The organism is Enterococcus sp. DIV0187 (assembly GCF_051713785.1).
In the GTDB taxonomy this organism is placed as follows: Bacteria; Bacillota; Bacilli; order Lactobacillales; family Enterococcaceae; genus Enterococcus_A; species Enterococcus_A avium.
This window is the reverse complement of the sequence record NZ_JBIOQO010000001.1, coordinates 3,895,297-3,917,554: the sequence shown is the minus strand read 5'-3', so window position 1 is coordinate 3,917,554 and position 22,258 is coordinate 3,895,297. Positions and strand designations below refer to the sequence as shown.

Below are 22,258 nucleotides of genomic sequence, written 5' to 3'. Positions count from 1 at the left end.
TCCTTTCATTTTGTACTTGACTCAATATAGTTTGTCTTTCTAGATCAAACTAAAGAATAAAATCGGTAATAAGAATAATAAGAACAATGGCACGACCGTCTGCATCGGATCAGAAATGATCTTCGCAGCCAGTGTCATGCTTACCCGTTCGAGCTCAGACACTGGATCCTTCTTCATGATGGTGCCGTCGATTTTCCCATCATTTCGTTTCAGCTTCATTTGATCGAACAGATCGTCTTTGGCGTCATGAAGCGGCTGAACGCTTTTGAGATTTCCTTGAACAAGACGCCGATAGATCGTGCCGATGTCTCCCTCACAACGTAAAAGTGTCAGCTTGGCGATCCCATTTTTTGGTTCCTTTTCAACGTATGAAACCTCTGTTTCTTCGATAATCTTGTTCAAAAAAACCTCGTAAACATAGACATCCTTGAAATCTGTCGCATAGATCAGCTGTCCTTTTTTCAAATCTTGGATGCGATGCAAGAGCACATCCTTATCGAAGATGTTGTGGGCTAGTGCAACGAAGTTGCCTCGTCCTAACTGTTGATCGGAGCGGTAGGTCGCCGCTCCCGTTAACAGGTTTTCATTCGCCATCCCGGCTAAGATCGGCAGATCAATCGACACATCCGGGATCACAAGCTTGCCGATCCCCCAGTTATTGGTTGTATTCTGGACCACTGATTTCGCTTTGGCGTAATCGGAGATTTTTACACTGGCGATTTGTTTCTCGCCATAATTCGCCTCATCAATTTTGTCGATGTTGTAGGCACTCAGTTCTTCCTTCGGTCCCACATTGACCGCTGCCGAAGCGGGCTCTTGTTCCATGTGCAGGTAGCCATAGATCGCGGTGACTAGAACAGCGGTCATCGTGACGAACAGAATGATGAATAAGGTTTTCGTGACTTGGAACAAGCGTTTCAGATTCTTTCGAGCTTTCGCTGAAACGACTGGATCGTCTGAGCGGAAACGTTTGATGAAGCGGCGATATAGGCTCATCAATAAGATGAAGATCGCCACATTCAATCCTAGTGTCGTCAGAACAATATTTTGATAACTCCAGGTATTCCGTTTTTTGACTTTTCTTTGAACCGCGGCTTTATAATCCGTTCGATGACCAGTTACTAATAGCCGGAAAGTGTTGATACCTGGCGGTGTACAGGTAAGCAGGGTCACTTTATCTTTCCCTTTATAAATTTTGACCTTATCGACATCGCTAGGCAGGATTTCCTCAAAAGAATCAATCTCATACGCCAATCGCTTGCCTAAAATATTAATAAAAAACAAATCGCCTTCTTTTAAATTACGGATATCCGTAAACAAGACTTGGTTTTTGACTCCACTATGTCCCGTAATGACTGAGCGGGTATTTTTCCCACCAATCGGGATCGAAGTCGGCTCAAAATGTCCTAAACCCTTCTCTAATGTTTTGAACGACGTGCCGTGAAAAAAAGGCATTTGTTTGATATCAATCGCAGGAATATCAACGGTTCCCATGACATCCCCTTGTTTCATGACCTTATTGTAAACGACTGGATTGCCCTTCGGCAAGCCTTCTTGCTTGTTGTAGATGTATTCATTATAGGCTTTTGCCAACGCCCATTGTTCATCTTTTTCCTTCTGAGACATTTTCTTCATCGTGTCGTCGTACTCAGATACCGCCTGACTACGTTCACGATTTGCCAAGTAATTCCCAGCAATTGGATAGAGTAATGTCAAGACTCCGCCGACAATCATGATGATTGCGAAAATCTTTAGAAAGGAATGTTTTCGTTTCTTTTTTGGGGTCTTCTTCATGGCGGTTCCTTCTTTCCAATAGGGATTTACAAGTTGAAAGAAAGAATCCAGGACACTAACAGTTCCGCATCCGAGATTCTTTCTTCAGTGATGATGCATGACTTGATTAAAAAACGTCTTTTTTGCGGTGGATACTAAACATTCCAACTCCGCCCATCGCAACGATCATGGCTAAGATCCACATCAAAACCTGTGCGGTTCCAATGTTTCCGCTGGTTTGCGGCAACTTCTTAATCTCACCTTTTTCATCGACTTCAACAGGAATTGGCTGACCGTCGGGTCCTTTAGTCACAGGCAATTTAGGCGTCTCACCTAAAACACTGGACTTGGGATAAATATATACTTCATTCAAGGGTTCACCGGTTTGTTGGGGAAATGGCAATTCGACGATCACGGGTTCCATCACATCTTTTAGCTGTGCATGTTCTTTCTCAACAATTTGATACATTCCTTGCGCAAGATTTCCCGCATGAGCGAGACCCTGACTATCCGTCTTAACCGTCGTATGGAATGCCCCATCCCCTTGAACAGGTTCAAAGCCAGAGGCTCCTTGGATCGGTGTCACCCGAGTGATCTCATAAGACATTCCAGGTAGTGGATCAAGATTCTTTCCATCGGCATCCTTGACTTGATCCACTTTAGTACCATCCAACGGCAATGTATCAGCGATCTTAGCAAAGTCTTCAATTTTATATTTTTTAATATAAATATTGTAGCCAGTTGAAGAAGTGGCTTCTGCTTCGGCATGAGCAGACATCACTCCTCCAAAGCTCAGGGAGAAAGCAAACAAACAGAATAACAAACAACGAACTTTTTTCATTTTATTTTCCTCCCTTTACTCTGACCTTGGTTGGTCGAAAATGCAGGAATACTCCGACCATACCAATAACTAGTAGACTTGCTGCTCCAATTAAGATGAATCTCATTGCTTTCGTACCACCGGTAAATGGTAGCTTCGTTTGATCATTATTTGGTACATGAACCTTAACAGTATGATTATAAGTTGGTACGTTCACTCTGATTGGTTCCTTCAACAGTTCATAACCTGCCGGGGCTTTTGTTTCGACTAGTGTATAATCTCCAGGAAGTAATCCAGAAAAGACTTTATCAGTATCTTTTAACCAACCACTTGAATCTGTTGTACCAGAGCCAATTTTATCTTTCTCCGCGGTACTATTTCCCTTATAAATATCAAAAGTAGCACCTGCTAATGGTTTAGCTTTCTCAATCTCTGCTTCACTTAATTTACCATCATTGTTTTCGTCAATTGCGCTTCCCTCTTCATACTTGAATAGACGTATTTCTGATAATCGAGTTAATCCAGCATTGACATGCTGTGTAAGATGAACCTTATCAGCACCCGTTAATATCCCCGGTAGATCATTTAAAGTAGGAAGCTTATAATCAGGTGTCTGATACTCTTTAGTCACAGCATCAGCAGTCTGACTAGCTTTTGAGTTCTTAGAGGCATCGCTCCCTATTAACTGCTGCGTTACAATGAAAACTTTTTTAATAACCAAATCATTGACAACAAACTCTGCTACATACTTCCCTTCTGGAAGGTTGTTGAACTCATATTTCCCATTCGCATCAGTTTTGACATTAAACGTGTTCCCCAATAAATCTTTTTCAACCAGTTTATTTGCATAACTCCCATCCACATAGCTTGTTCGATAAAGCTTCACTGGAATATTTGCAACCGGATCTTCCGGCGTCCCATCTTTCTTCGCGCCGATTAATCCATTGTAATCATCGTCATACCAGACATAACCAGTCAGCTTTCTTCCATAGACACGAGTGATAGCAGTTTGGGAGCTGACTGGAAGATTCAACTCTGAATTCATACCTGCATTGTTTATCAATACATCGCCAGGCTGTTGATTAACTGGCTGAATCTTGATCATTATTTCAATTTCTTCACCAACATCTAATATGTCTTTATCAATAACAATAGATTTAGCGTTTTGAATCTTTGTAACAGAATCAGTTCCAGAAATAAACGTATTCCAAGTGCCAGTGTTCATGACCTTATTAGGATCGGCGGATTCATTTGCAACACTATTTGAAAAGTTAACCACTACACTAGGATCACTTACTTTCAGATCAGTTATGTTATAACTACCTTTGAACGTAGTTCCTCTTGAATCCCCATTGTATGGAAGAACATCTAAGATCTTTGTACCGGGAATCGGAGCAGCACTTTCATTCAGTATCCTTATCTTATACATAATGGAAGTATCTTCTCCTGAAGGTCGTGGATCTTTATTACCAACTTCAATAGAAGGTTTCGTCGTTGTTTTGCTTAAGATAACTTGCTGAATTAGATGCTCAATAAAAGTCCCCTTAGATGAACGAACTGGTTCAGGAGAATCATCTTTAATATTAGGATTAGCAGCAGTCCACATATCTCCAACAGTTTTCACTTCTAGTGCATCTGTATAGCCGCTATCTTTGAATTTCAACTGAGTAAAGTCAGATGTAGCTTTGAACTTTATCGTCAAATCATTTCCATCTTTTAAAGAAATATCTTCAAAGTCCCAACGCAATGTAGTCGTGCCATTTGAATTACCAGTTGAAGTGGGTTCGGGTAAAGGACTATCATCTTTTCCATTCAGTGAAGAGTGTTGTTTATAGGAAATCCCTTTAGGTAATGTTGTAGTCAAAGCAGCTCCATATTTAATTGAATCATCACCGGATAGAACACCGGTCAACTTGATATCTATGTCTTCATCGGATTGATATAAAGGTTTTCCAATCTCCGTTTTCGTAGTAATTAGAAAAGGTTTTACAAAGGCAGATTCGCCAATGAAATTGTAATATATCATTGGTGTTGAAGTAACTGCTCCAGAACTTGTAAAGTTTGTCGGACCATATCTCCCGATGTAATTTACAACTTGCCCATACAAATCATTTCTTTTAGGATCATCACCTTTGTTATTCCCCACCGATGGTGCCTGTCGGATAAGAGTAGAATCCTTCCGAGAAAATCTTCCGCACGCAAGATGTACAAAACTATTTCCTGCTGGCGTTTTATTACCAGAAGCGATAACCTTTACTGGAACAAATGAACCAGTCTGCATTTTCCCAGCCCAAGCAGAATGATCTAAATCAAATGTGGCTTTTGTATAAACTGCGCTAATTTTCCCTCCACTTGCTATGGCAGCTTCTGGCGTGTTATACCAGTTATACAAATTTTTCCCCGCATAAACTTGTGGAACTTGCATTGTATAAGGAGGACTCGTTCCTAAATTTTTTGCTACTCCATATTGGTATTCAACTTTGAGGTTATCCAAAGTCCACGAGTCATAGGTTGGAGTCCTTGAAGTATCATATTCAAATCCAGTAGGATCCCACATCTGTATATGTTCGCTGATTTTAGCCTCTGCAGCATGACTACCACCTAGTGAGGTATAATCTATAAACACTGCCTTTTGACCAAGGGCTAATTGTGCTTTTCCATAGTTATAATTTAAATTACCATCGACTCCTGGAACAGCTTGCACAAGCGAACCATGAGTATTTGAATCAACGTTATTACTATACACGCCAATTGCTGGCGCTCTGCGATAATCCCCGTCTGTTGCAACTACTGTTGGATAAGTGACACTAGAAGGTTTTTCAAAAGAGTCTTTCCTTCCGTCAGCATATTGAACAGCATCAACATACAAGACCATATCATACCGTGACCACTTATTTGCGACGGCTGCTGTCGCCGTTTTGGTGCGATCCCAGTAAAACACAGCTTCCATACTAGAAAAAACTTTGTCTGTCGCTGATTGTGTGCGTTTTCCAGTCATCGTATACGTATATGGATTTAACACACCGACATAATCCGTATTGGTGATATCGTTATAAAAATTTGACGCAGTACTGTTAACAGTGAATTTTCCAGAATCATACACCCCAATTTCAGAATGGTCTCCTGGCGGCTCATCTGTATAGATTTTCTCTGATTTGCCTTTAGGTACATTCAATGTGTTTTGGAGTTTACTTATGTCTGTTGCTTTTGCTTGAGTCCAAGTTGCAGCTGTTCGATCCTTCTCCGGAACTGAGTGAGCAGTAAGCCAAAATCCGGATCGTTGCGAGTCAGGCATAGACTGCGTTGCATTTGTTCCAATTTGATAAGTCGCTTTTTCCTTTATCTGATACTTGATGGCTCCATCAGGAAAGGTAGACCCACGATAGTCCTTCTTTTCTCTTCTATCAGCATCAATGGGTTCAAGTACAGTGGTTATCCCAACATTATAAGCATCAATATTCGCACTTGCTGGTGAATAAATCCCACTGCTACTAGGTTTTATTTCTCCTTGAGTCAACCGAACCACTACTGACGGTTTCGCAGAAACTTTTGTTTCCTTAACATCCAATTTGTTTTCATTTTTATCATTAGGGATGTTGTCAAAAATTTCATTAAACGTTTCAGTTTTCCCTGTTTTAACATTCGTTGCATCCACAATTTCTAGTTTAAAACTTGGTTTAATCCTTGTATCATGCGCTGCACCAAAAATATTCACAATGACCGGAACGAAGACTTGTCCGCTATCACTAATAACTGACTCCATCACACCTTGTGAAATCTTTTCTCCAGCACTGCCTCCTGGCTTGTCAATTAATGTTCCGTTACCAATTTCACCATTGTATCTGGGCTTCCCACCAACTAACGTTATTGCATTAGGCAGTTCACTAATCACTCGGTAACGAATATCGGTGTAACGTTCTTCAAATTCTGTATTTTGAATAGAGAAAGAAACTAGATAACTAACTTGATCAAACGAACGAACAAACTCATTTTCCTCGTTCTCATCATAGCCTGGTTTATTACCACTACCTTCATCAAATGATGTTGTTCCTGTTTTTATTGGAATACTTACATCTTTTACAATAATTGGACTAGCTGCTTTTGTCTCTTTAGTAGCTTTTGTAGTAGATTTTTTTGTTTCCAACGTACCAAACATTTGTGGTTTCTTTAAAGAGTCTTTTGATTTGTAATCCGCATCTTCCAACTCTTTTAATGACTTCTTCGTTTCTTTTGTTTCAACAGCCAAAACCTTAGCATAATTTTCTGGCTCATTCTTTTCAGAAGCTTTTTCTTTAGAGTCTGTCTTATCAACATCTTTTTCTTCAGTTTTTGATTCAGATGTTTCAGTTATTTTTTTTGAATCCACATCTTTCGACTCGGAAGTCTCAGTTGATTGCTTCGTATCTTTTGGTTGAAATGCTTTCTTTGTTTCCGAAGTAATTGTTTTATCAGCTTCTTCTGAAGTATGGATTGATTCTTCAGTGGTGTTCGATTCTTTCGGAGCTTCTTCCTTTACCAAAGGTTTGATTTCTGGAAAAGTAAACAACTTTTGCTCATGTTCTTGGTCTTCAGCATTAACTATCTTGACTTCTACTTTTTTACTAGCATTACGCCGGATTCTAAATCGTTGCTTTTGATCCTTCTCCATATTTAGATAATAGAAGCCTTTCCCAAAAACAGTTTCAACATTGATAAAACGTTGTTTTTCCTGTTCAATTGCTTCTGAAGCCTCTTCAATTTGAAAACTTTGGACTGTTTTATCTTTATTCATGATTTCTTCTTTGAAACGATCCTTATGATAAATCGGAGCAGATATTTCTTTTCCCTTTTTATCTAATGGAACAACCTCGTACTCACCGTTGTAAGGAAGTTTTATCGTCTCTTTTTCTTTAGCTGTGAGTTCAATTTCAATCTCATCTTTTTCAACCTTAAAATCATCTTTAGTAACTTCTTCATCCTCTACTCGTAAATCTACAAGTGGGGGTAGCGCTGTAAAAGCCTTTAATATTCCCCCTCTAGGAGCAGCAACAGCCGTTACTACTCCTAACAGAAGGATGATGGGAAGAAAAATGGTGACTGTCTTTTTTAGATTTCGCACGGTCTTACCCATCCTTTCTACATCTTTTCTTTAAACAGCGCGACGTTTCTTATCGATAGCGATTGCTGCAGTACCAATCGTGATTGATCCAATTGCAATAATTACTAGTAACATCGTTCCAGTGCCACCAGTGAATGGTAGATCTGTTTTGGATTTATTTTCTACTGTAAGTTCTGGAACTACAACTCCACCTACATCTTCGTGAGTGTAAAGATCAACTGTTACTTCTTGAGGGGTTTTCAATAGTTCATATCCTGCTGGCGCTTTTGTTTCCACTACCCAGTATTTTTTATGAATATAGTCTCCGCCACCTGTTGGTTCAGTTTTTGGCCAAGTTGCCTCAGCTGGATTATTAGGATCTTGTTGACCATCTTTAACAGCATCAGTAAACCAATCTAATTTCAATCCATCAAATTTCGCATTACCTGACGCATCAGAAGTAGAAGTCAAGAAGTTCACACCTGGAGTTCCTTTAGGATAGGCTTTCCCATCATCTGCCAAGAAAATTTCATCTTTTGCATCTTGTTCAGTCAAAGCAATATGGAATTCAGCGCCTGCTAAATCAGCGCCTTTTTCAGTTTCTTTTCTGATGTTGAATCCACCATCATAGTATTCTGGATTTTTTTCACTTTCATCAGTTTTAGGTTTTTGACCTGGGATCAAGTAACCAGTATCATATTTATTCTCAATGATTCCGTTAAAATCTTTTTCCGTGTGGGTATTATAGATTACTCGGATATCAGAGTAACGTTTTGGTGAAAGAGTTTCGATTTTCTCCATACCAGCTTTTGTCAGTTCGACACGAATATCTGTTTTCCCAGTAACACCATCAGTAATTGGATCAGCAGTTTCTTTTGTAGCACTACCATTTTTAAATACTTCATACTCATTGTTTAGTGTCATCTTATCCCATGTGCTTGTATTTGGATTAAAGAACTCTACTTCAACACCATCCAAATGTAATTCCTGTGCAAGTTCGTCATGTACATAGTAATAATCCGCATAGATTTTATCCCCAGCAACAACTGGCAAATCTGCTATAGGATTTCCATCTTTATCATGACGATTGATGATGGTTCCATCTTCTTTGACTACATAGTACAAACCATCAGGAAGTTTCGTTGTTGCTTCCCATTGGAACTTTTCGCCAGCTTTGATTGAGTAGCCTTTTCCGCCGTTAACTGTTTTATCTAGCTCGCTATCCGTTACAATATTTTTAGGATGCACATGCACGTCGTAAATTAATTCACCACTAGAGATATATTGGCCTGGATTAGATGGATCTTTAACTCGTTTCGTTTGTGGTAAATAAGCAAAGAACGGACTCATTGGTGTAGCAATTTCTTTTCTGAACTTGCCGGGAGCAGTCGTATCAGGGACCGTTCCTGGCCCTTCTGCATTCACCCGATAATCGTAGTTACCAGTAGTTGGATTCGGAATTTCTCTAATTAAGTAGATACCGTCCGCCTTTTTATGGCCCGTTGCGCCAGTAATCCCTAGAATCGTACTAACATCAAAAGTTAACTTACCACTAGCATCTGTTGACCCAGTAGTCTTAGGAAATGATGTATCAATCACATAATCATCTGAGGCACCTTCTTTTTGTTTCAAAGGATCGGTCAAGACTTTCCCTGTATTTGCAGTCACTCGGACAATTTCAAACCAAACATCTTCCATGACTGTTTTTCCAGCTAATTCTGGTGCTGTTCCAGCAAGTTCAAGTCCGTCTCCACGCTCACCTAATTCAGCACCACTTTTAATTTCATATTTCCATAATGTAATCGAACGAGACGTTTTGTCATCTGATGTTGGATTCTCACTAATTGTTTGTGCTGCATACACTGCACTTCCACAACTTAATGCAACTCCTCCAAACATTGTCAACAACCCTAAACTTACCGCTACTTTACTTATCCATTTTTTTTTGCTCTTCATACATAAACTCCTTTGCTTTTTTTGTTTTTTTCTTCAAATTTAGTTAAAATAAGTAAATAAAATAATGATTGCCGTCATAATTTTATTCACTTATTTTCAATCAAAGGGAAGCAATTCGCTTTGATTGGACATAAAGTAATATATTTGTATGTTCGTCCTTCGATAAACATGCCCCCTTTCAATACACTGATAAGTTAATTTTTTTGTTCCCTACAGGATTTAATGACCTGTTTTTCTTCTTAGAATTATAAAAAACTAGAAATAATCATAACACGTCAAAAATGAATTAACTTATTTATTACCTATTTCGAAAATAGTTCACGAAGCAATTATATATTATTAATTATTATTAGGCAACAGGAATCATTAAATTAATTATATTTAGGTAAAAGGAATTATTACGTGATAACATTTGCTTTTTTGAGTCCTGTTATTAACAGAACTCAAAGAAAAAAACTGAATTATGTGCCGTCAGATAAGCCGTCAAATTGGAGGAATGAGTATATGCGAAAAGGCGAAAATATCTATCTAAGAAAAGATGGACGATGGGAAGGAAGATATCCAAAAGGAAGAAGGAACGATGGGAAAATTAAATATGGGTATGTTTATGGAAAAAGTTACACGGAGGTGCGACAAAAGTTATTTCCACTACGAATTCGCTATCACACGATTCAGGAAATATATGGTATATCCAGTGACTCCCTCGAAGAATGGGTGACTCAATGGTTAAGCGAAGTGCAAACAAAAGTAAAACCTTCCACATTTTCAAGCTACTATTATAAGTTATCAAAATACGTACTTCCGTTGCTCAAGCATGTTCCTTTGAATGAGTTATCTGTAGAACAAGGCAAAAATCTATTGCAAAATCTTCAGGAAAAACTCAAAAGAACGACGATCCAAGTCATTTTCCGTATTTTAAACAAATGTTTAAACCATGCGAAAAAAAATGGCAAGATTATCACGAATCCTTTCGCTGAAATCCAACTGCCAAAATCGAAGTGCAAGAAGGTGAGGCCGTTAACAAGAGTTGAACAAACCCAGTTGATGAAAATCGCAAAAGAAGAAAAGAAGGGGCGAGGAATTCCAACATTACTTGCTCTGCATTCGGGGATGAGAATAGGGGAAATAGCTGCGTTGAGATGGACTGATATTGATTTTGATTCTGGTTTCATCCATGTAAGCAATACCTATCAACGAATCAGTTCATTAGATGCAAACAAAAAAACAGAGTTGATTTTTACGGAATCAAAAACAGAGGCTTCTGTTCGAGTGATTCCAATGGGAAAAACAATTAAAAAATTGTTGTTGAAGCATCGAAAAAATTCAACAGAGGCCTTTGTATTCTCTACCAATGGACAACCAAGTGAACCACGGCTACTCACCTACCATTTTCATCGAATTCGAGACAAAGTCCAATTAGCTGAGATCTATTTCCATCAACTTCGTCACACTTTTGCAACCCGGTGCCTAGAAGCGAAAGGAGATATCTCCTCTGTGAGTGCTTTGTTAGGTCACGCTTCTACGCAGATGACGTTGGACACTTATGTGAACACGTTAATGGAACAACGAGTTCAAGTTATTGATCAAATGGAGGAAATGATAAGGTGAAGGTGCTAAAATTTTAAAAAATTTCGAGTATAAATTTAGGCTAAATTTTTTAACTATACGAAGAAAGCGCTTACCAAACGTGGCGAACTTCTTCTTTGTATTGACTGTTAATTTATAAGTAATCTTTTAAAAAAAATTAAAGTTCATTATTTTGAAGGGGATAATGATGCGCCGTCATTCTCCGTCAAAGAGCACTCAAAGTCTTGATATCAGAAGGCTTCGAGTGCTTTTCTAGACATTAAAGGAAGTATAACATTTTAAGAGGTCAAAGGATTGATACATCAATCTTTTGACCTCTTTTCATCTGGTCTTTTTCCTATTAAACTGGAGATATGAAACCCAATATTTTACACGCCATTTTCTTTGATGAATATCAAAACTGGGAGAAATTCAATCAAAGGTACACGAGAAGGATTCGATCCGTTGTGAAAAGAGAAGTGAAGAAGTTTCGCGATTGTGGTGACCTTAAAAAAGGTTATCGTCTATTTGTCTGTGAAGGATGCCATGATGTAAAGAAAGTGGCTTTTCGTTGTAAAGGGAAATTTTGTCCAACTTGTGCAACTGGGGAAAGTCAACGGTGGGCAGAGGTTGCGGCGAATGATCTGTTTACAGTGACGCATCGACACGTCATCTTCACGATCGATGAAGGTTTACGTGAGATTTTTCTGAAGGAGAAGTATCGTAAGGAGCTTTTAAAAGGATTAATGGATGAAGCTGCACGGATACTATTAGATTTTTTTAGAAAGCACCATATACAAGCTGGGGTTGTGGCAACACTCCACACCTTCGGTTCTCAGCTAGAATACAATCCGCATGTTCATTTAGTCGTCACCATGGGTGGACTGACGAGGGATGGAAAATGGAAGGACTATGACTATTTTCCGTTCGCAATGTTGAGGAAATATTGGCAGAATGCGGTCCTAAAGCTCATTCGAAGAACCTTATCCCAATGGGATAAGGCACGAGTCCAGCCGCTTTTACAAGCGGCGTACACGAAAAATGCAGAGGGTTTTTACGTGCATGCACCCAAAAGGAGCCGAACTTCTCTCAAAAAGATATTAGAATATATCAGTCGTTATATGAAACGTGGTCCCATTGCTTTAAATCGTATCCTTTTGTACGATGGGAAAATAGTGATGTTTCAGTATCATGATAAACGAACTAACACGGATAAGATAAAGACGATGTCGGCAGAGGAATTTATTGGTGCACTGATTCGTCATATTCCAGAGAACCAGTTCAAAACAATTCGTAGATACGGCATTTATAGTCGGCGGATCAAGACAATCATGAAAAAAGTATTAAGTAATTACCAGAAAGAGATTCAACGAATGCTTGTGAATGTGAAGAAAGCACTTAAACCAAAATCATGGTGTGAACGAATAGCCGAAGAATTCGGAGTAAATCCATTGGAATGTACTAGATGTGGCGAATATTATGAATTTAGTGGAGTTAGTGTGTCTAAAAATGGACGACTTGTAGTGAAATATGCGAAGAATAAAGAATCGGAACGATTCATGCGAGAGGAGAATAAAAAAATTGGGGAAGAAGCATCGAAACGTAAGTATGAAAAAGAAAAAGAAGCAGCTTTTAAAAAACTTCGATTCCAATGGAGTGGTTCATTACATTTGTCTTGAATGTGGGATAAAGGAAAAAATTCCAAAGGAAGTAGTTCAATTTTTGGATGCAGGAGATGTTGCATTTGATCCTGAGAACGCTCCGCAATTTGATTGCGAAAAATGTGGTGGAGAGATGTATCCAGAATACTATAAGAACGTACTTGGATACGAATTTAGAATCAGTGATCGACAATAAAATGATTTATCTAAACAAAAAGTCCTCAGGAGCGGTTTTCTCCTGAGGTTTTCTTATTTTTTATAAGACCAAGTAAGACTTATACTGGTAAATGGTGTTCTCAACGATTCAACTACAAAAATAAAAGCATCTTTTCTGTTTTAGAAAAGATACCTTTATATTATATATTCGCAAAATCCACGTGTCACTTTCATTATATTTTAAGTGAAGAGAATTTATTTCTATTTTTTATATCAACTTTTCACTCAACTCCATTTTACTTTCTCCTTTATCATAATATTACTTTTACCCGTGGTGCTAATTGATTTTAGAAACGCCCCAAAGAGTATTTTAACGTTTCTCCATAACGTTCTTGTGCCTTAGAAAGCATTAAACAGTAGACAAGCAAAATGCTTTCTAATCGACTTTCAAATCCTAATAATGACCTACTTTTAAAATTCTGAATCCCAAAATTTTCCCAACTAGAAAACACCGTTTCAATCACCTTGCGGTGTTCAGATAATAATGAATCGTTAAGTTTATTGTTATTTTTGGCATTCTTTTTTACTGGAGTAGATAGTTCTATACCTTTATTCAACAGTCTTTCTTGCATGTCTGAGCTAACGTAGCCCTTATCGCCCAATAGTTTTTCAATAGGACAATCAAAGGCAAGTGTTTCAGCCATATTCACATCATGAATTGAAGCTTTAGTGACTGTGTAAGTTAAGGGAAAGCCCGTTTTGGTAACCATAACACTAATCTTCAATCCGTAAAAATATAACTTTTTGGTTGAGTTGTAGCCGATATCAGCTACTTCAGACAAAACTTTTGCTCTTCGATTTCTTACGGGTTTACACAATGGGCTAGGAAAGCTGTCAATAATTGCAAAAAGTTGATCTTTAGGATTGGCATGTTCAATCACAAAACGGTAACGAATGAGTTTAATAGCTGTGGTTAGTTAGGTTGACACATAATCGAGTAAATCTTGATCGATCAGGAAAATGTTCTAATGCTAAAACGCTCCGTACGGAGCGATATATGTCAACGGACATTGCTAAATGGTTCTTTCCTGACTATGGTGGTAATTCGCTAAAATTGGTCGATATTTTTCTCTGGATCCCAGAACAGTCAAACGGTATTGTGACCGTTCAATCAATACATTGGATGACCATCAGAGAAAAGAGAGACTTACCCGATTGGATCAGTATAAAGAACTGTTGGTTGAAGCAATGACGGTCTGCTCAACGCTAAAGCAAGTCTACGAAATTTTGGTCGAATCTGGTCATGACCGTACTTTCGAAACCTTTCAAAGAAGTTACAAGCAAGTCCTAGCTAAAACAGACACTGATGTGTCACGAACCAAAGTACATAAAAGGCCAATCAATCGGCTTATTTTTGAACATTCTTTGAACTGTGTCAATTAGATAATGTGTCAAAAACGGTCCTTGAAAACACTCCTTTGTTGGTCACTATTATCCAATTCGTTCAGAAATTTCGAAAAATTTTGTCTGATTGCAGCTTTGAGCAGTTGGATCAATGGCTTCAACAAGTTAGGGAACTGAGAAACTCGGAATTAAATAAATTCGTCAATGGACTGGAACGAGACAAAGATGCCATAGAAAATGCCCTGATCTATCCAAAACTATCAAATGGACTGGCCGAAAGGAGTTTCTTTCCAATTTCATGGGATTCGACGATTTTCCAATGATAAAACTTTTTTTCGTAATAAATTGAAACTGCACCGTCCATACATCTGTTTCTTTATGGTCTTTATCTTATTTACGCTACCTTCAGCTAAACCATTGTTATATTTATGAGTAATCGCATATTTGACTGCTAGGAAATCATTTAAGAGACTACCCACAAACTTTAATAGAGAGACATCATCAAAATTTTCTTTTACAGAAGACATCCAGCTTTTAAAAGACTCTAGATCTTGTTTTTTTAAACCATCACGAAATCTCCAAACTAATTCATAGAGTTGTTTGTATTTTGGATGCTGATTAAAAACTAATTCCAATAACTCACTATCAATGACGGGAACTTTCTCAATCGGTAAATAGAATAGTTTAATTAACCATTTTCGTTCCAATATTTCAATGGATTTCCCTTGATACTCTTCTTTAAAATGTTTATGAAGACGACGTTGCCGGGACATATATCCTCGAATAGCATCTACTGTTCCGGTATATCCTTTTTCAGAAATAATTTGAAAAATCTCTGAGTATGTTTTTCTTTCTTTACGAAGTGCAAGCACTTCTTTGCGATATTTTTCTAATTTACCAGGACGATCGATCCCATATTGTCCGCTGAGAGAAGAAGCATCTTTTCCTAAATATCTTACAATTGTTTGAGGCGTGTATCCTGTAATATCAGTTATTTCGGAAAGGGCAACTCCTTTTTTGGCAAGGGCTCTCACTTCATCAATTTGTTGTTGTTTTTCTTCCATTAGCTCATTATGATGTCGTTCCCAAAATATTGCTTTATCTTCCGGAATTTCCTTCTCCTTCATTTTTATATACTTGGAAATAGTTTTAAGGCCGAAGCCTGTTTTCATTCGAATTTCTTGCTGTGTCATACCGTCGGTATGCAGCCGTTTTACATAAACAATTTTATCTCTTCGTGAAGCATATAGAAGAAAATCTTCAAATTTTTCATATTTTTCATTGGAAATCTCGATTGGAATCCTTGGCGGGAAAGAGTGGCGCATGAATGTTTGAGCGAGTTCACAAAGACGAGCAACCAAATGAAATCTATCGGTGACTTGTATTGCATGAGGGAATGCTTTCTTAATCGCTGCAGAGTATGTACGAGAACCATCACGTGACACCAGCTCAACACATTTGAATTTTTTAAGCCATTCGATCACATCCTCTTTTTCACGAGATTCCAGCAGGTCAACAATTTTCCCAGTTTTGATATCTACCATAATTGTGCCATAACGTTGGCGTTTCTTCAGAGCGAAATCATCAATGCATATCTCAGCTACATCATAATCTACGTGAATTTTTTTTTTGCCCAAGATAATTACATAGACTACTCTTCCTTACTATGATTCCCATTTCTTCAAGGTCTTTAGTCATACCTACAGAACTCCGACTTTCTGCTAAATCAACAATTAGTTTCATCAATCGTGTTGTTTTTCGTGCATTTCGTTCCCTAAAAGGGAACGTCTCAGAAAATGTTTTTTTAGAACAGTCAGGATTTTGACACTTGAATCTTCGTATAAGTAAATTTAAATAGACTGTCTTACTTTGAATCGGTAGATCTTGAATTTTAGTAGTATAAGAATCATGAATATTGGTGGATTTGCAGCGACATATGGGGCACTTTGCCGAGGTAAAAATGGAAGAAACATCAAAGGTAATTTTCTCTTTTGTTATTTGACAGTCATCAACATGTAAATTAACGTCCAATGATAAAAGTAATTCTTCCAAAGAAATACGCCTCCTTATCATGTAACAGTAACTACCAACAATTAAATTATACTACATTTAGTATATCGAATCCCATGAAATTGGAAAGAACCTTTGCTTCTTACTAAACAAATAGTTTTGTTGAGTATTTTTTTCTCTTTCTAGCGTATATAACGCGGCTTCTCCATTTTCTGATAGATCAGCTTCTTTCTGATCAAGACAAGACAACCTTTCTGCGCTAATCTCTCGCATCAATTGATAGATTTGTTCCTTCTCATCATCTTTGAGCATAAAAATCCCTCCTACTAAATAAATAAGAGGGACATCCATTTTTGAAACCGTTGGATCAATAAGTTGTTCAGTAGTTTATAACAGTTTCCTACGTTCGTTTATTTTTTTCTAAGCACTCTATAGTCATTTCAAAAGTACAGGCAGGATATGAACAAGAGCTTAGTCATTGCCATACTTTCTTTCTTCCACATCAAAAAATACTTGTTCATAGACAGTTTCATGCAAACGATACCCTTGTCCCCAACAGGTTTCAATAATGGGGCCAGTAATGTCTTGTCGATAAAGTTTGTCCTTTAAATGTTTAACCATCACTGACAATTGCGACATGGTAGAATTGCTTTGGCTTCGATTCCACAAACGCAAACAAAGTTCATCCCGTGGAATGGTTTGACCTCGCTGTTCATAGAGCAGATAGAACAACTTTTCTTCTCCATTACTCAGAGTCAAACTAGACAATGCTCGTTTCTTTTCATTAGTTGTCAAAAAAACAACGTTTCCTTGTTCTTTGACTTTATAGCTACAGAGTTTTTCTCGCAACGTTTCGATCGAGGGCTGACTTTCAAACCATTCACTCACACCAAGTTCTCGCCATTCTTCTAGTTCGGCTTCCTCTAATTGTCCATCAGTGATTCGAAAAATCGGAAGTGAATAACGCTTCAATTTCTGAACTAATTCCTTGACTTCGGCATTCGCCAATGTCTCACTCAGGATGATTTGATGAAACATACAGATGAACTGCTGGATGTCCTCTTTTAACAGGCACCGCTCAAGCATCCCTTTTGTTGTAAAGACTTCATGTCCGAGTTGCCTCAAGCGTTCTTCAAAAATGGATTCATTCAATGGGTTATTGGTAAACAAAATAATTTGACTCATTTCAATTCCTTCTTCTAATTTTATTTATGGGGAGCTCCCACATGAGCCCTAAGGGATTGCACACTTAGGCTCTGTACTGCGTTACTTCGGTAACATCAGCTTAAAAACAAACGACGAAAAGACTCTTCAGCCTCATTGACATTTTTCAAAACAGATACAGATAATAACATTTCATAGTTCAATTTTTACAGGTGCCTTTTAAATCATTTTGTGTATAAGTAGTTCTCGTTGAGCAATATTCGATTCATTCCCCCGTATTTTTCACATCATTTCTTAGCTGATATGTATAAACCGCTCGAAGTTTCGAGCGGTCATTGTTAATTCGTTAGTTGTTGCTGAATGATCATATACAAACTGATACTTAACACAACCCAAACAGCGGTTAAGACAAACATTCCCCAATCAGTGAGCAGATACGTCAGCTTCCTTCGCTGAGTTTGCTCACAATAGGCCAAATCTTTGACTAAGAAAAAGATCGCAAAGACGAGCGCAAACACACCCGCTCCAGCCGATAGCCAGACATAATTGTACATGGTTCTTCTCTCACTCCTTCTTCCTTTATGGTGCAGTGGTCAATATCCAATCCATCGTGGCTGTATATGACAGACCAGCTATCCCTGTATGAGCTAATAGATCCAATTCTACATCGTTGAAGGCATAATCCAGTTGATACGCTCCTTGTGTCCCACCATTTGTCAATGCTACTGTTGTGCCATCAGATGGAATGACCTTCGTTCCAACGGAACCAATACTGTTCAAAGTCTCGTTGTGCTTATTGTAATTTTGAACTTCTTTCAGATCCCCATTTTTCAAGGTAATCGTCGTCGCCGTTGGCAATGTTTTTACGCCACTGGTAAATTGACCTAATTTTGCAGTCAACGACCAGCCTGCAGTACTTTCTTGATCCAATAGACGAATATATGGTGCATAGCTTGCTTGATAGCTTGCTGCGTCTAGACCCTTAGTTTGTGCAAACGGACGAACATCAACTTGTCCAAACTTGAAGTTCGGAATATTAATCAATCCGGCAGTCCCACCTGGTTGCATATTGGGTTCATCCGGATCGTCGATCCGGACAAAATTATCCGCTTTAACCGAAGAAGCCATATTTCCAGAAACTTCAATTTCTGCTGGAAGAACCTGATTCACTGCCCCGGTGGCTGTATTCGTGAAGGTAATATCAGCATAATTATTTGTACCACTTGGAATGTTAACCCCAGTTAGCGTCACTCCCGTTGCCCAATCTCCAGAATTCACTACAAAAGTCTGTGACGGTCCAACAGCAGGCGTGACTGTTACTTGTGTCGGTTGAGACAAGCCGTTTGCCCACGCGGTAGTAGCTTTTAGTGTCAGATTGTTCATTGCTGACGCACCTGTATTGGTCAAACGCGACGTCCATGAAACAGTCCCGCCATTAGCTGTTACTTGCGGCGTTGGATTCAAATCCAATGACGCTGTAGTATTTCGTGGTGCATACCGATAACGGAACTCTTTGTTTCCTTTGACATTATTGAGCATTACAAGTGTACTTGTTGGATTGATAGTACCTGGTGCATCGGTCACATTTTCCCATCCAGTATAATCCCAAGTATTCCCAGATGTATCTGTGATTGATGCCGCAGGTGTAAATAGCAAGCTATCGTTATCATCCATTGTGGTAGTTTTAGGATTGCTTGCAACGGAAATGAGTGTCGATCCATCTGCTTGATCCACCCATTTTTGAGTAATTGTCCGTGTCGTTTTCTTATAGATATAGTAGATGTCTTCATTCCCTTGAATATTTGCCACACTGACCGGTACAGAAGCATTGTTGACCGTTCCGCTCAGCCCATTTTTCCAGCCATCGTACTCCCACTGTGTCCCAGTTGTATCCGTCTTGGTTGCTGCAGGTGATCCTGTAAAAGTTGATCCTTGAGTTGCGGCTTGTGAGGTATCCCATGCACCGCTATTCAATTGACTATCTGTGCCATCCACGTATTTTTCTTTTAGCGTAAAGTTTTTAGGCAGACCATATACAAATTTTAAATCGCCTAATTGATCTCTATCAGCAATTGAGGTTTTCGTTGTATAATCAATACTTGCTTGCGTGGGTGGTGTATTTGGATCATTTAGCGTCCCTGGTTTCGTAGCGCCTCGATACCACCCTTGATAGTAGAGTGTCGTACCTGAACCATCAACATAGCTTGCTGGTAAATTTTGCAGGTTATGAGTCACTTGTTCTGCCCCTGCATCCGTAGTCAATCCTTGTGTGTACCCACTAGGAACATCCGTTCGTGTATTTCCAGTATCATCCACAATCGTTTCTTTAATTTCATACGGTTTTAAGAAAAAAGTTGTACGTGTATTGGGATCCGTACTATTTGTCCCCTTCCCCCAGTACAAGTGAGGTGATCCTGGATTAGCTGTATGCACTGGTTGCCCCATTAAAACAGCAAACGGAACTGTTTTGTAGTAAGGATTCGAATGGCTTTCGTTAGCTGTCATTAGAGTTTCTCCAGTAAAAGTGAAAGTCCCTGGTCCTGTATATGTTAGCGTAGGATTTGAGTAATTCTTATTGTCATTAGATACTAATCCGCTATGATTCCAAAACTCATAATTATATTGACTGATATATCCAATCTTTGATGAATTTAGGCTCATTTCTCGTATATAATCTGGTACATTTTGAAAGTAGAATAGATATCCTCTTACTTGAGAAGAATACGACGTTATTCCTGCAAAATTTGGCGAATTTCCTCCACCGCCATTATCATAGGAACCAGTAAACCCAACTTTCACAGCAAAATTTGATGCTATTCCTTGATAGTATTTATAAAGATCACCTCCATCTTTAGAAACTGTAACCCAATTAGATGCAAAATAGGAGGAATGATGAAAGTTTGGGTTTGATGGCATCTTATTTGAGCCACCATCATTTACTATTGCAGTTCCATACGTATAGCCAAAGTATGGCGTCAATACTGGTGCTACATTTCCATCATACATTTTCACATCAAAATCAACCACTAATGGCCAACTGCGTGTCATAAGTGATGACGATGGCACGCTCACAGTAGCTGCAAAAACTTCCATTGGAAATTCCATTAGCCCTACTCCAATTAAACATATCCATACCACATAGATCATTTTCTTCATCCTTTGACTCATACCTTCCGCCCCCCACTCTTCTTCACTTGTAGAGCTAACACAGAAAGTAGTAGAATCACTCCCACAATACTTACACCCATTTTTATCACTTCTCCCGTTTGTGGTAGCGCCTTTCCAGATGTGGTTGTTAACGTTCCTTGTTGAGGTGTCGTCCCTGTTCCTCCGCTTGCTTTTGGTATCCCAGGTCTGTCCGAGGTGGATTTTGTTGAACTACTCGGCTCCGTTGTTGATGTCGTCGAAGTACTTGGTTCTGTTGTACTTTCGACAAACGTCACGCCTACTTCTGTTTCCCCATTGAAACTCTGGGCAGATACATTTGTCCTCAGACCTAACCCTAGTAGGACGGTCAAACAAATGATTGTCAATTTACGTTTCATCAGATTTCCTCCCTTTCTTTGTTCTTCTAATCAAGCGAAGGCTTAACCAAAGAAGACAACCGCCTGTCACAATGGATACCGACCAAAACGCATGTACCCACCAATCAGGAACCATCACTTGGAAGGCCGTTTCTTTATTCATCTTTTTAGCCACAGCTCGAGTGATCGTAAAATTCTTTTCAAAGTGCCATTCCTTACCTGATTCGGCTTTCACTTTTCCTTTAAACGTATATTCCCCCGCAGAAACTTCTTGCATCCCCCAATCAATTTGAAAGGGTAATGTAGAATTAGGCGCAATTTTCACTTTTTCCATTTTTTTCTCTGCTACCGCCTGCTTCTTCCCTTTGGGAAGGATTTTCCCTTCAATGGTTAAGTCTTTCATTGCTTCAGGATGCGAATTTTGAATCGCTGCTTCCAAAATTTTACTACCATAGTCAATTTCTGGTTTCACCGACTTCAACGTTAATTCCGTTTCACCATAAACAGGGGTACTTTCGTTTTCAATTAAAAGCAATCCAATCGCATAACCATACGTATTTTTTACGGACATGCCCTGATCGGCCTTCTCATCCTTGTCCGATTTTAAAGAAATCCGGATACCACCAAGGAGAATGCCACTAAATGATTCTGAAGGTAGATGAAGATCAATCTCCGCTTTTCCCTCAGAGAATTTATCCACGGTCACTTCCTTAGATTTCGGTTTCGCCACATCGGTAATCGGGATACGCATACTCTCATCTGCTGGTTTCTCCCGCTCATCATACGTGATTAACCCATTTTTATTGGTTGCAGCACGGATAACTTCCACCTTGTAGCTTTGCTTTTCAGCCGAATTATTTAGAATCTTTACCTCAATTGTCTGTTTTTGTTCCGGTTGAACCAACAAATGGTAATAGCTGATCCGATCATTCACTTGATTTTCTGGTAAGACTGATTGAACGGTAAAGCCTGCTCGTTTTTCATTTTCTGTGATTCCCTGAGATCCTTTTGTTTCCTCCGCAAAACTGACAATTGGAAAAAGGATCAGTAGGAAAGTTAGGATGAATCCACCTATTATAGGGGGGGTTCGTTTCATAATTCGCTCCTTTTAAAGAAGAAAGACTGGAGGCACTCCCGCATCTCCAAC

Annotated in this window: 17 protein-coding genes; 4 read left to right on the top strand and 13 right to left on the bottom strand. The window is 38.8% G+C overall.

The features are described from left to right. Positions 1 to 39 precede the first annotated feature (39 nt). The 4 genes from IGI52_RS19060 to IGI52_RS19045 form a co-directional block, all read right to left on the bottom strand. Entirely contained in the window at positions 40 to 1,794 is a 1,755-nt protein-coding gene (locus tag IGI52_RS19060; RefSeq protein WP_438782111.1) for a class C sortase, read from the bottom strand. A gap of 106 nt (positions 1,795 to 1,900) precedes the next feature. Beyond that, the gene (locus IGI52_RS19055) at positions 1,901 to 2,614 is read right to left on the bottom strand and encodes a pilin N-terminal domain-containing protein (protein WP_438782110.1); all 714 of its coding nucleotides are present in this window, start codon (positions 2,612 to 2,614) and stop codon (positions 1,901 to 1,903) included. A gap of 1 nt (position 2,615) precedes the next feature. Beyond that, positions 2,616 to 7,691, bottom strand: a complete 5,076-nt coding sequence (locus IGI52_RS19050; protein ID WP_438782109.1) for a SpaA isopeptide-forming pilin-related protein — start codon at positions 7,689 to 7,691, stop codon at positions 2,616 to 2,618. A 30-nt stretch (positions 7,692 to 7,721) separates the two neighbouring features. After that, the gene (locus tag IGI52_RS19045) at positions 7,722 to 9,626 is read right to left on the bottom strand and encodes a SpaH/EbpB family LPXTG-anchored major pilin (RefSeq protein WP_438782108.1); all 1,905 of its coding nucleotides are present in this window, start codon (positions 9,624 to 9,626) and stop codon (positions 7,722 to 7,724) included. A 504-nt stretch (positions 9,627 to 10,130) separates the two neighbouring features. Here IGI52_RS19045 and IGI52_RS19040 point away from each other — a divergent pair. The 3 genes from IGI52_RS19040 to IGI52_RS19030 all read left to right on the top strand — a co-directional run bounded on the left by IGI52_RS19040 (position 10,131) and on the right by IGI52_RS19030 (position 13,049). Next, positions 10,131 to 11,234 (top strand): tyrosine-type recombinase/integrase, encoded by a 1,104-nt coding sequence (locus IGI52_RS19040; RefSeq protein WP_438782107.1) that lies wholly within the window; start codon positions 10,131 to 10,133, stop codon positions 11,232 to 11,234. 332 nt (positions 11,235 to 11,566) lie between these two features. Then, the gene (locus IGI52_RS19035) at positions 11,567 to 12,871 is read left to right on the top strand and encodes an IS91 family transposase (RefSeq protein ID WP_438781589.1); all 1,305 of its coding nucleotides are present in this window, start codon (positions 11,567 to 11,569) and stop codon (positions 12,869 to 12,871) included. A gap of 43 nt (positions 12,872 to 12,914) precedes the next feature. Next, a complete protein-coding gene (locus IGI52_RS19030) occupies positions 12,915 to 13,049 on the top strand; it encodes a hypothetical protein (RefSeq protein ID WP_002302374.1) in 135 nt (44 codons plus the stop codon). Between the two features lie 307 nt (positions 13,050 to 13,356). Here the strand turns inward: IGI52_RS19030 and IGI52_RS19025 are convergent, their stop codons facing one another. Next, a complete protein-coding gene (locus IGI52_RS19025; protein ID WP_438782269.1) occupies positions 13,357 to 13,974 on the bottom strand; it encodes an IS982 family transposase in 618 nt (205 codons plus the stop codon). Between the two features lie 250 nt (positions 13,975 to 14,224). On the opposite strand from IGI52_RS19025, the gene IGI52_RS19020 reads away from it, so the two are divergent. Then, positions 14,225 to 14,452, top strand: coding sequence for a hypothetical protein (locus IGI52_RS19020; RefSeq protein ID WP_438782106.1), 228 nt, complete (start codon positions 14,225 to 14,227; stop codon positions 14,450 to 14,452). Between the two features lie 257 nt (positions 14,453 to 14,709). On the opposite strand, the gene IGI52_RS19015 is transcribed toward IGI52_RS19020, so the two are convergent. The 8 genes from IGI52_RS19015 to IGI52_RS18980 form a co-directional block, all read right to left on the bottom strand. Beyond that, positions 14,710 to 16,050 carry an ISL3 family transposase gene (locus IGI52_RS19015; RefSeq protein WP_438782105.1) on the bottom strand — a complete coding sequence of 447 codons (1,341 nt, stop codon included), beginning with the start codon at positions 16,048 to 16,050 and terminating at the stop codon, positions 14,710 to 14,712. Next, on the bottom strand, positions 16,019 to 16,465 hold the full coding sequence (locus IGI52_RS19010; protein WP_438782104.1) for a transposase family protein: 447 nt from the start codon (positions 16,463 to 16,465) through the stop codon (positions 16,019 to 16,021). Before IGI52_RS19010 ends, IGI52_RS19015 begins: the two co-directional genes overlap by 32 nt. Before the next feature lie 57 nt (positions 16,466 to 16,522). Continuing rightward, positions 16,523 to 16,735 carry a hypothetical protein gene (locus IGI52_RS19005; RefSeq protein WP_438782103.1) on the bottom strand — a complete coding sequence of 71 codons (213 nt, stop codon included), beginning with the start codon at positions 16,733 to 16,735 and terminating at the stop codon, positions 16,523 to 16,525. Between the two features lie 159 nt (positions 16,736 to 16,894). After that, on the bottom strand, positions 16,895 to 17,608 hold the full coding sequence (locus tag IGI52_RS19000) for a helix-turn-helix domain-containing protein (protein ID WP_438782102.1): 714 nt from the start codon (positions 17,606 to 17,608) through the stop codon (positions 16,895 to 16,897). Positions 17,609 to 17,925: 317 nt separating this feature from the next. After that, entirely contained in the window at positions 17,926 to 18,141 is a 216-nt protein-coding gene (locus IGI52_RS18995; protein WP_438782101.1) for a hypothetical protein, read from the bottom strand. Positions 18,142 to 18,166: 25 nt separating this feature from the next. Continuing rightward, positions 18,167 to 20,755 (bottom strand): WxL domain-containing protein, encoded by a 2,589-nt coding sequence (locus IGI52_RS18990; RefSeq protein WP_438782100.1) that lies wholly within the window; start codon positions 20,753 to 20,755, stop codon positions 18,167 to 18,169. Further along, positions 20,752 to 21,132 (bottom strand): LPXTG cell wall anchor domain-containing protein, encoded by a 381-nt coding sequence (locus tag IGI52_RS18985; protein ID WP_438782099.1) that lies wholly within the window; start codon positions 21,130 to 21,132, stop codon positions 20,752 to 20,754. The genes IGI52_RS18990 and IGI52_RS18985 overlap by 4 nt, the downstream gene beginning before the upstream one ends. Continuing rightward, positions 21,122 to 22,207 (bottom strand): DUF916 and DUF3324 domain-containing protein, encoded by a 1,086-nt coding sequence (locus IGI52_RS18980; RefSeq protein WP_438782098.1) that lies wholly within the window; start codon positions 22,205 to 22,207, stop codon positions 21,122 to 21,124. The genes IGI52_RS18985 and IGI52_RS18980 overlap by 11 nt, the downstream gene beginning before the upstream one ends. Positions 22,208 to 22,258 lie beyond the last annotated feature (51 nt).

Coding starts and splice junctions, on each gene's coding strand:
- IGI52_RS19060 (WP_438782111.1), bottom strand. CDS start 1,794: ATGAAGAAGACCCCAAAAAAGAAACGAAAACATTCCTTTCTAAAGATT.
- IGI52_RS19055 (WP_438782110.1), bottom strand. CDS start 2,614: ATGAAAAAAGTTCGTTGTTTGTTATTCTGTTTGTTTGCTTTCTCCCTG.
- IGI52_RS19045 (WP_438782108.1), bottom strand. CDS start 9,626: ATGAAGAGCAAAAAAAAATGGATAAGTAAAGTAGCGGTAAGTTTAGGG.
- IGI52_RS19040 (WP_438782107.1), top strand. CDS start 10,131: ATGCGAAAAGGCGAAAATATCTATCTAAGAAAAGATGGACGATGGGAA.
- IGI52_RS19035 (WP_438781589.1), top strand. CDS start 11,567: ATGAAACCCAATATTTTACACGCCATTTTCTTTGATGAATATCAAAAC.
- IGI52_RS19005 (WP_438782103.1), bottom strand. CDS start 16,735: ATGCTCAAAGATGATGAGAAGGAACAAATCTATCAATTGATGCGAGAG.
- IGI52_RS19000 (WP_438782102.1), bottom strand. CDS start 17,608: ATGAGTCAAATTATTTTGTTTACCAATAACCCATTGAATGAATCCATT.
- IGI52_RS18995 (WP_438782101.1), bottom strand. CDS start 18,141: ATGTACAATTATGTCTGGCTATCGGCTGGAGCGGGTGTGTTTGCGCTC.
- IGI52_RS18990 (WP_438782100.1), bottom strand. CDS start 20,755: ATGAGTCAAAGGATGAAGAAAATGATCTATGTGGTATGGATATGTTTA.
- IGI52_RS18985 (WP_438782099.1), bottom strand. CDS start 21,132: ATGAAACGTAAATTGACAATCATTTGTTTGACCGTCCTACTAGGGTTA.
- IGI52_RS18980 (WP_438782098.1), bottom strand. CDS start 22,207: ATGAAACGAACCCCCCCTATAATAGGTGGATTCATCCTAACTTTCCTA.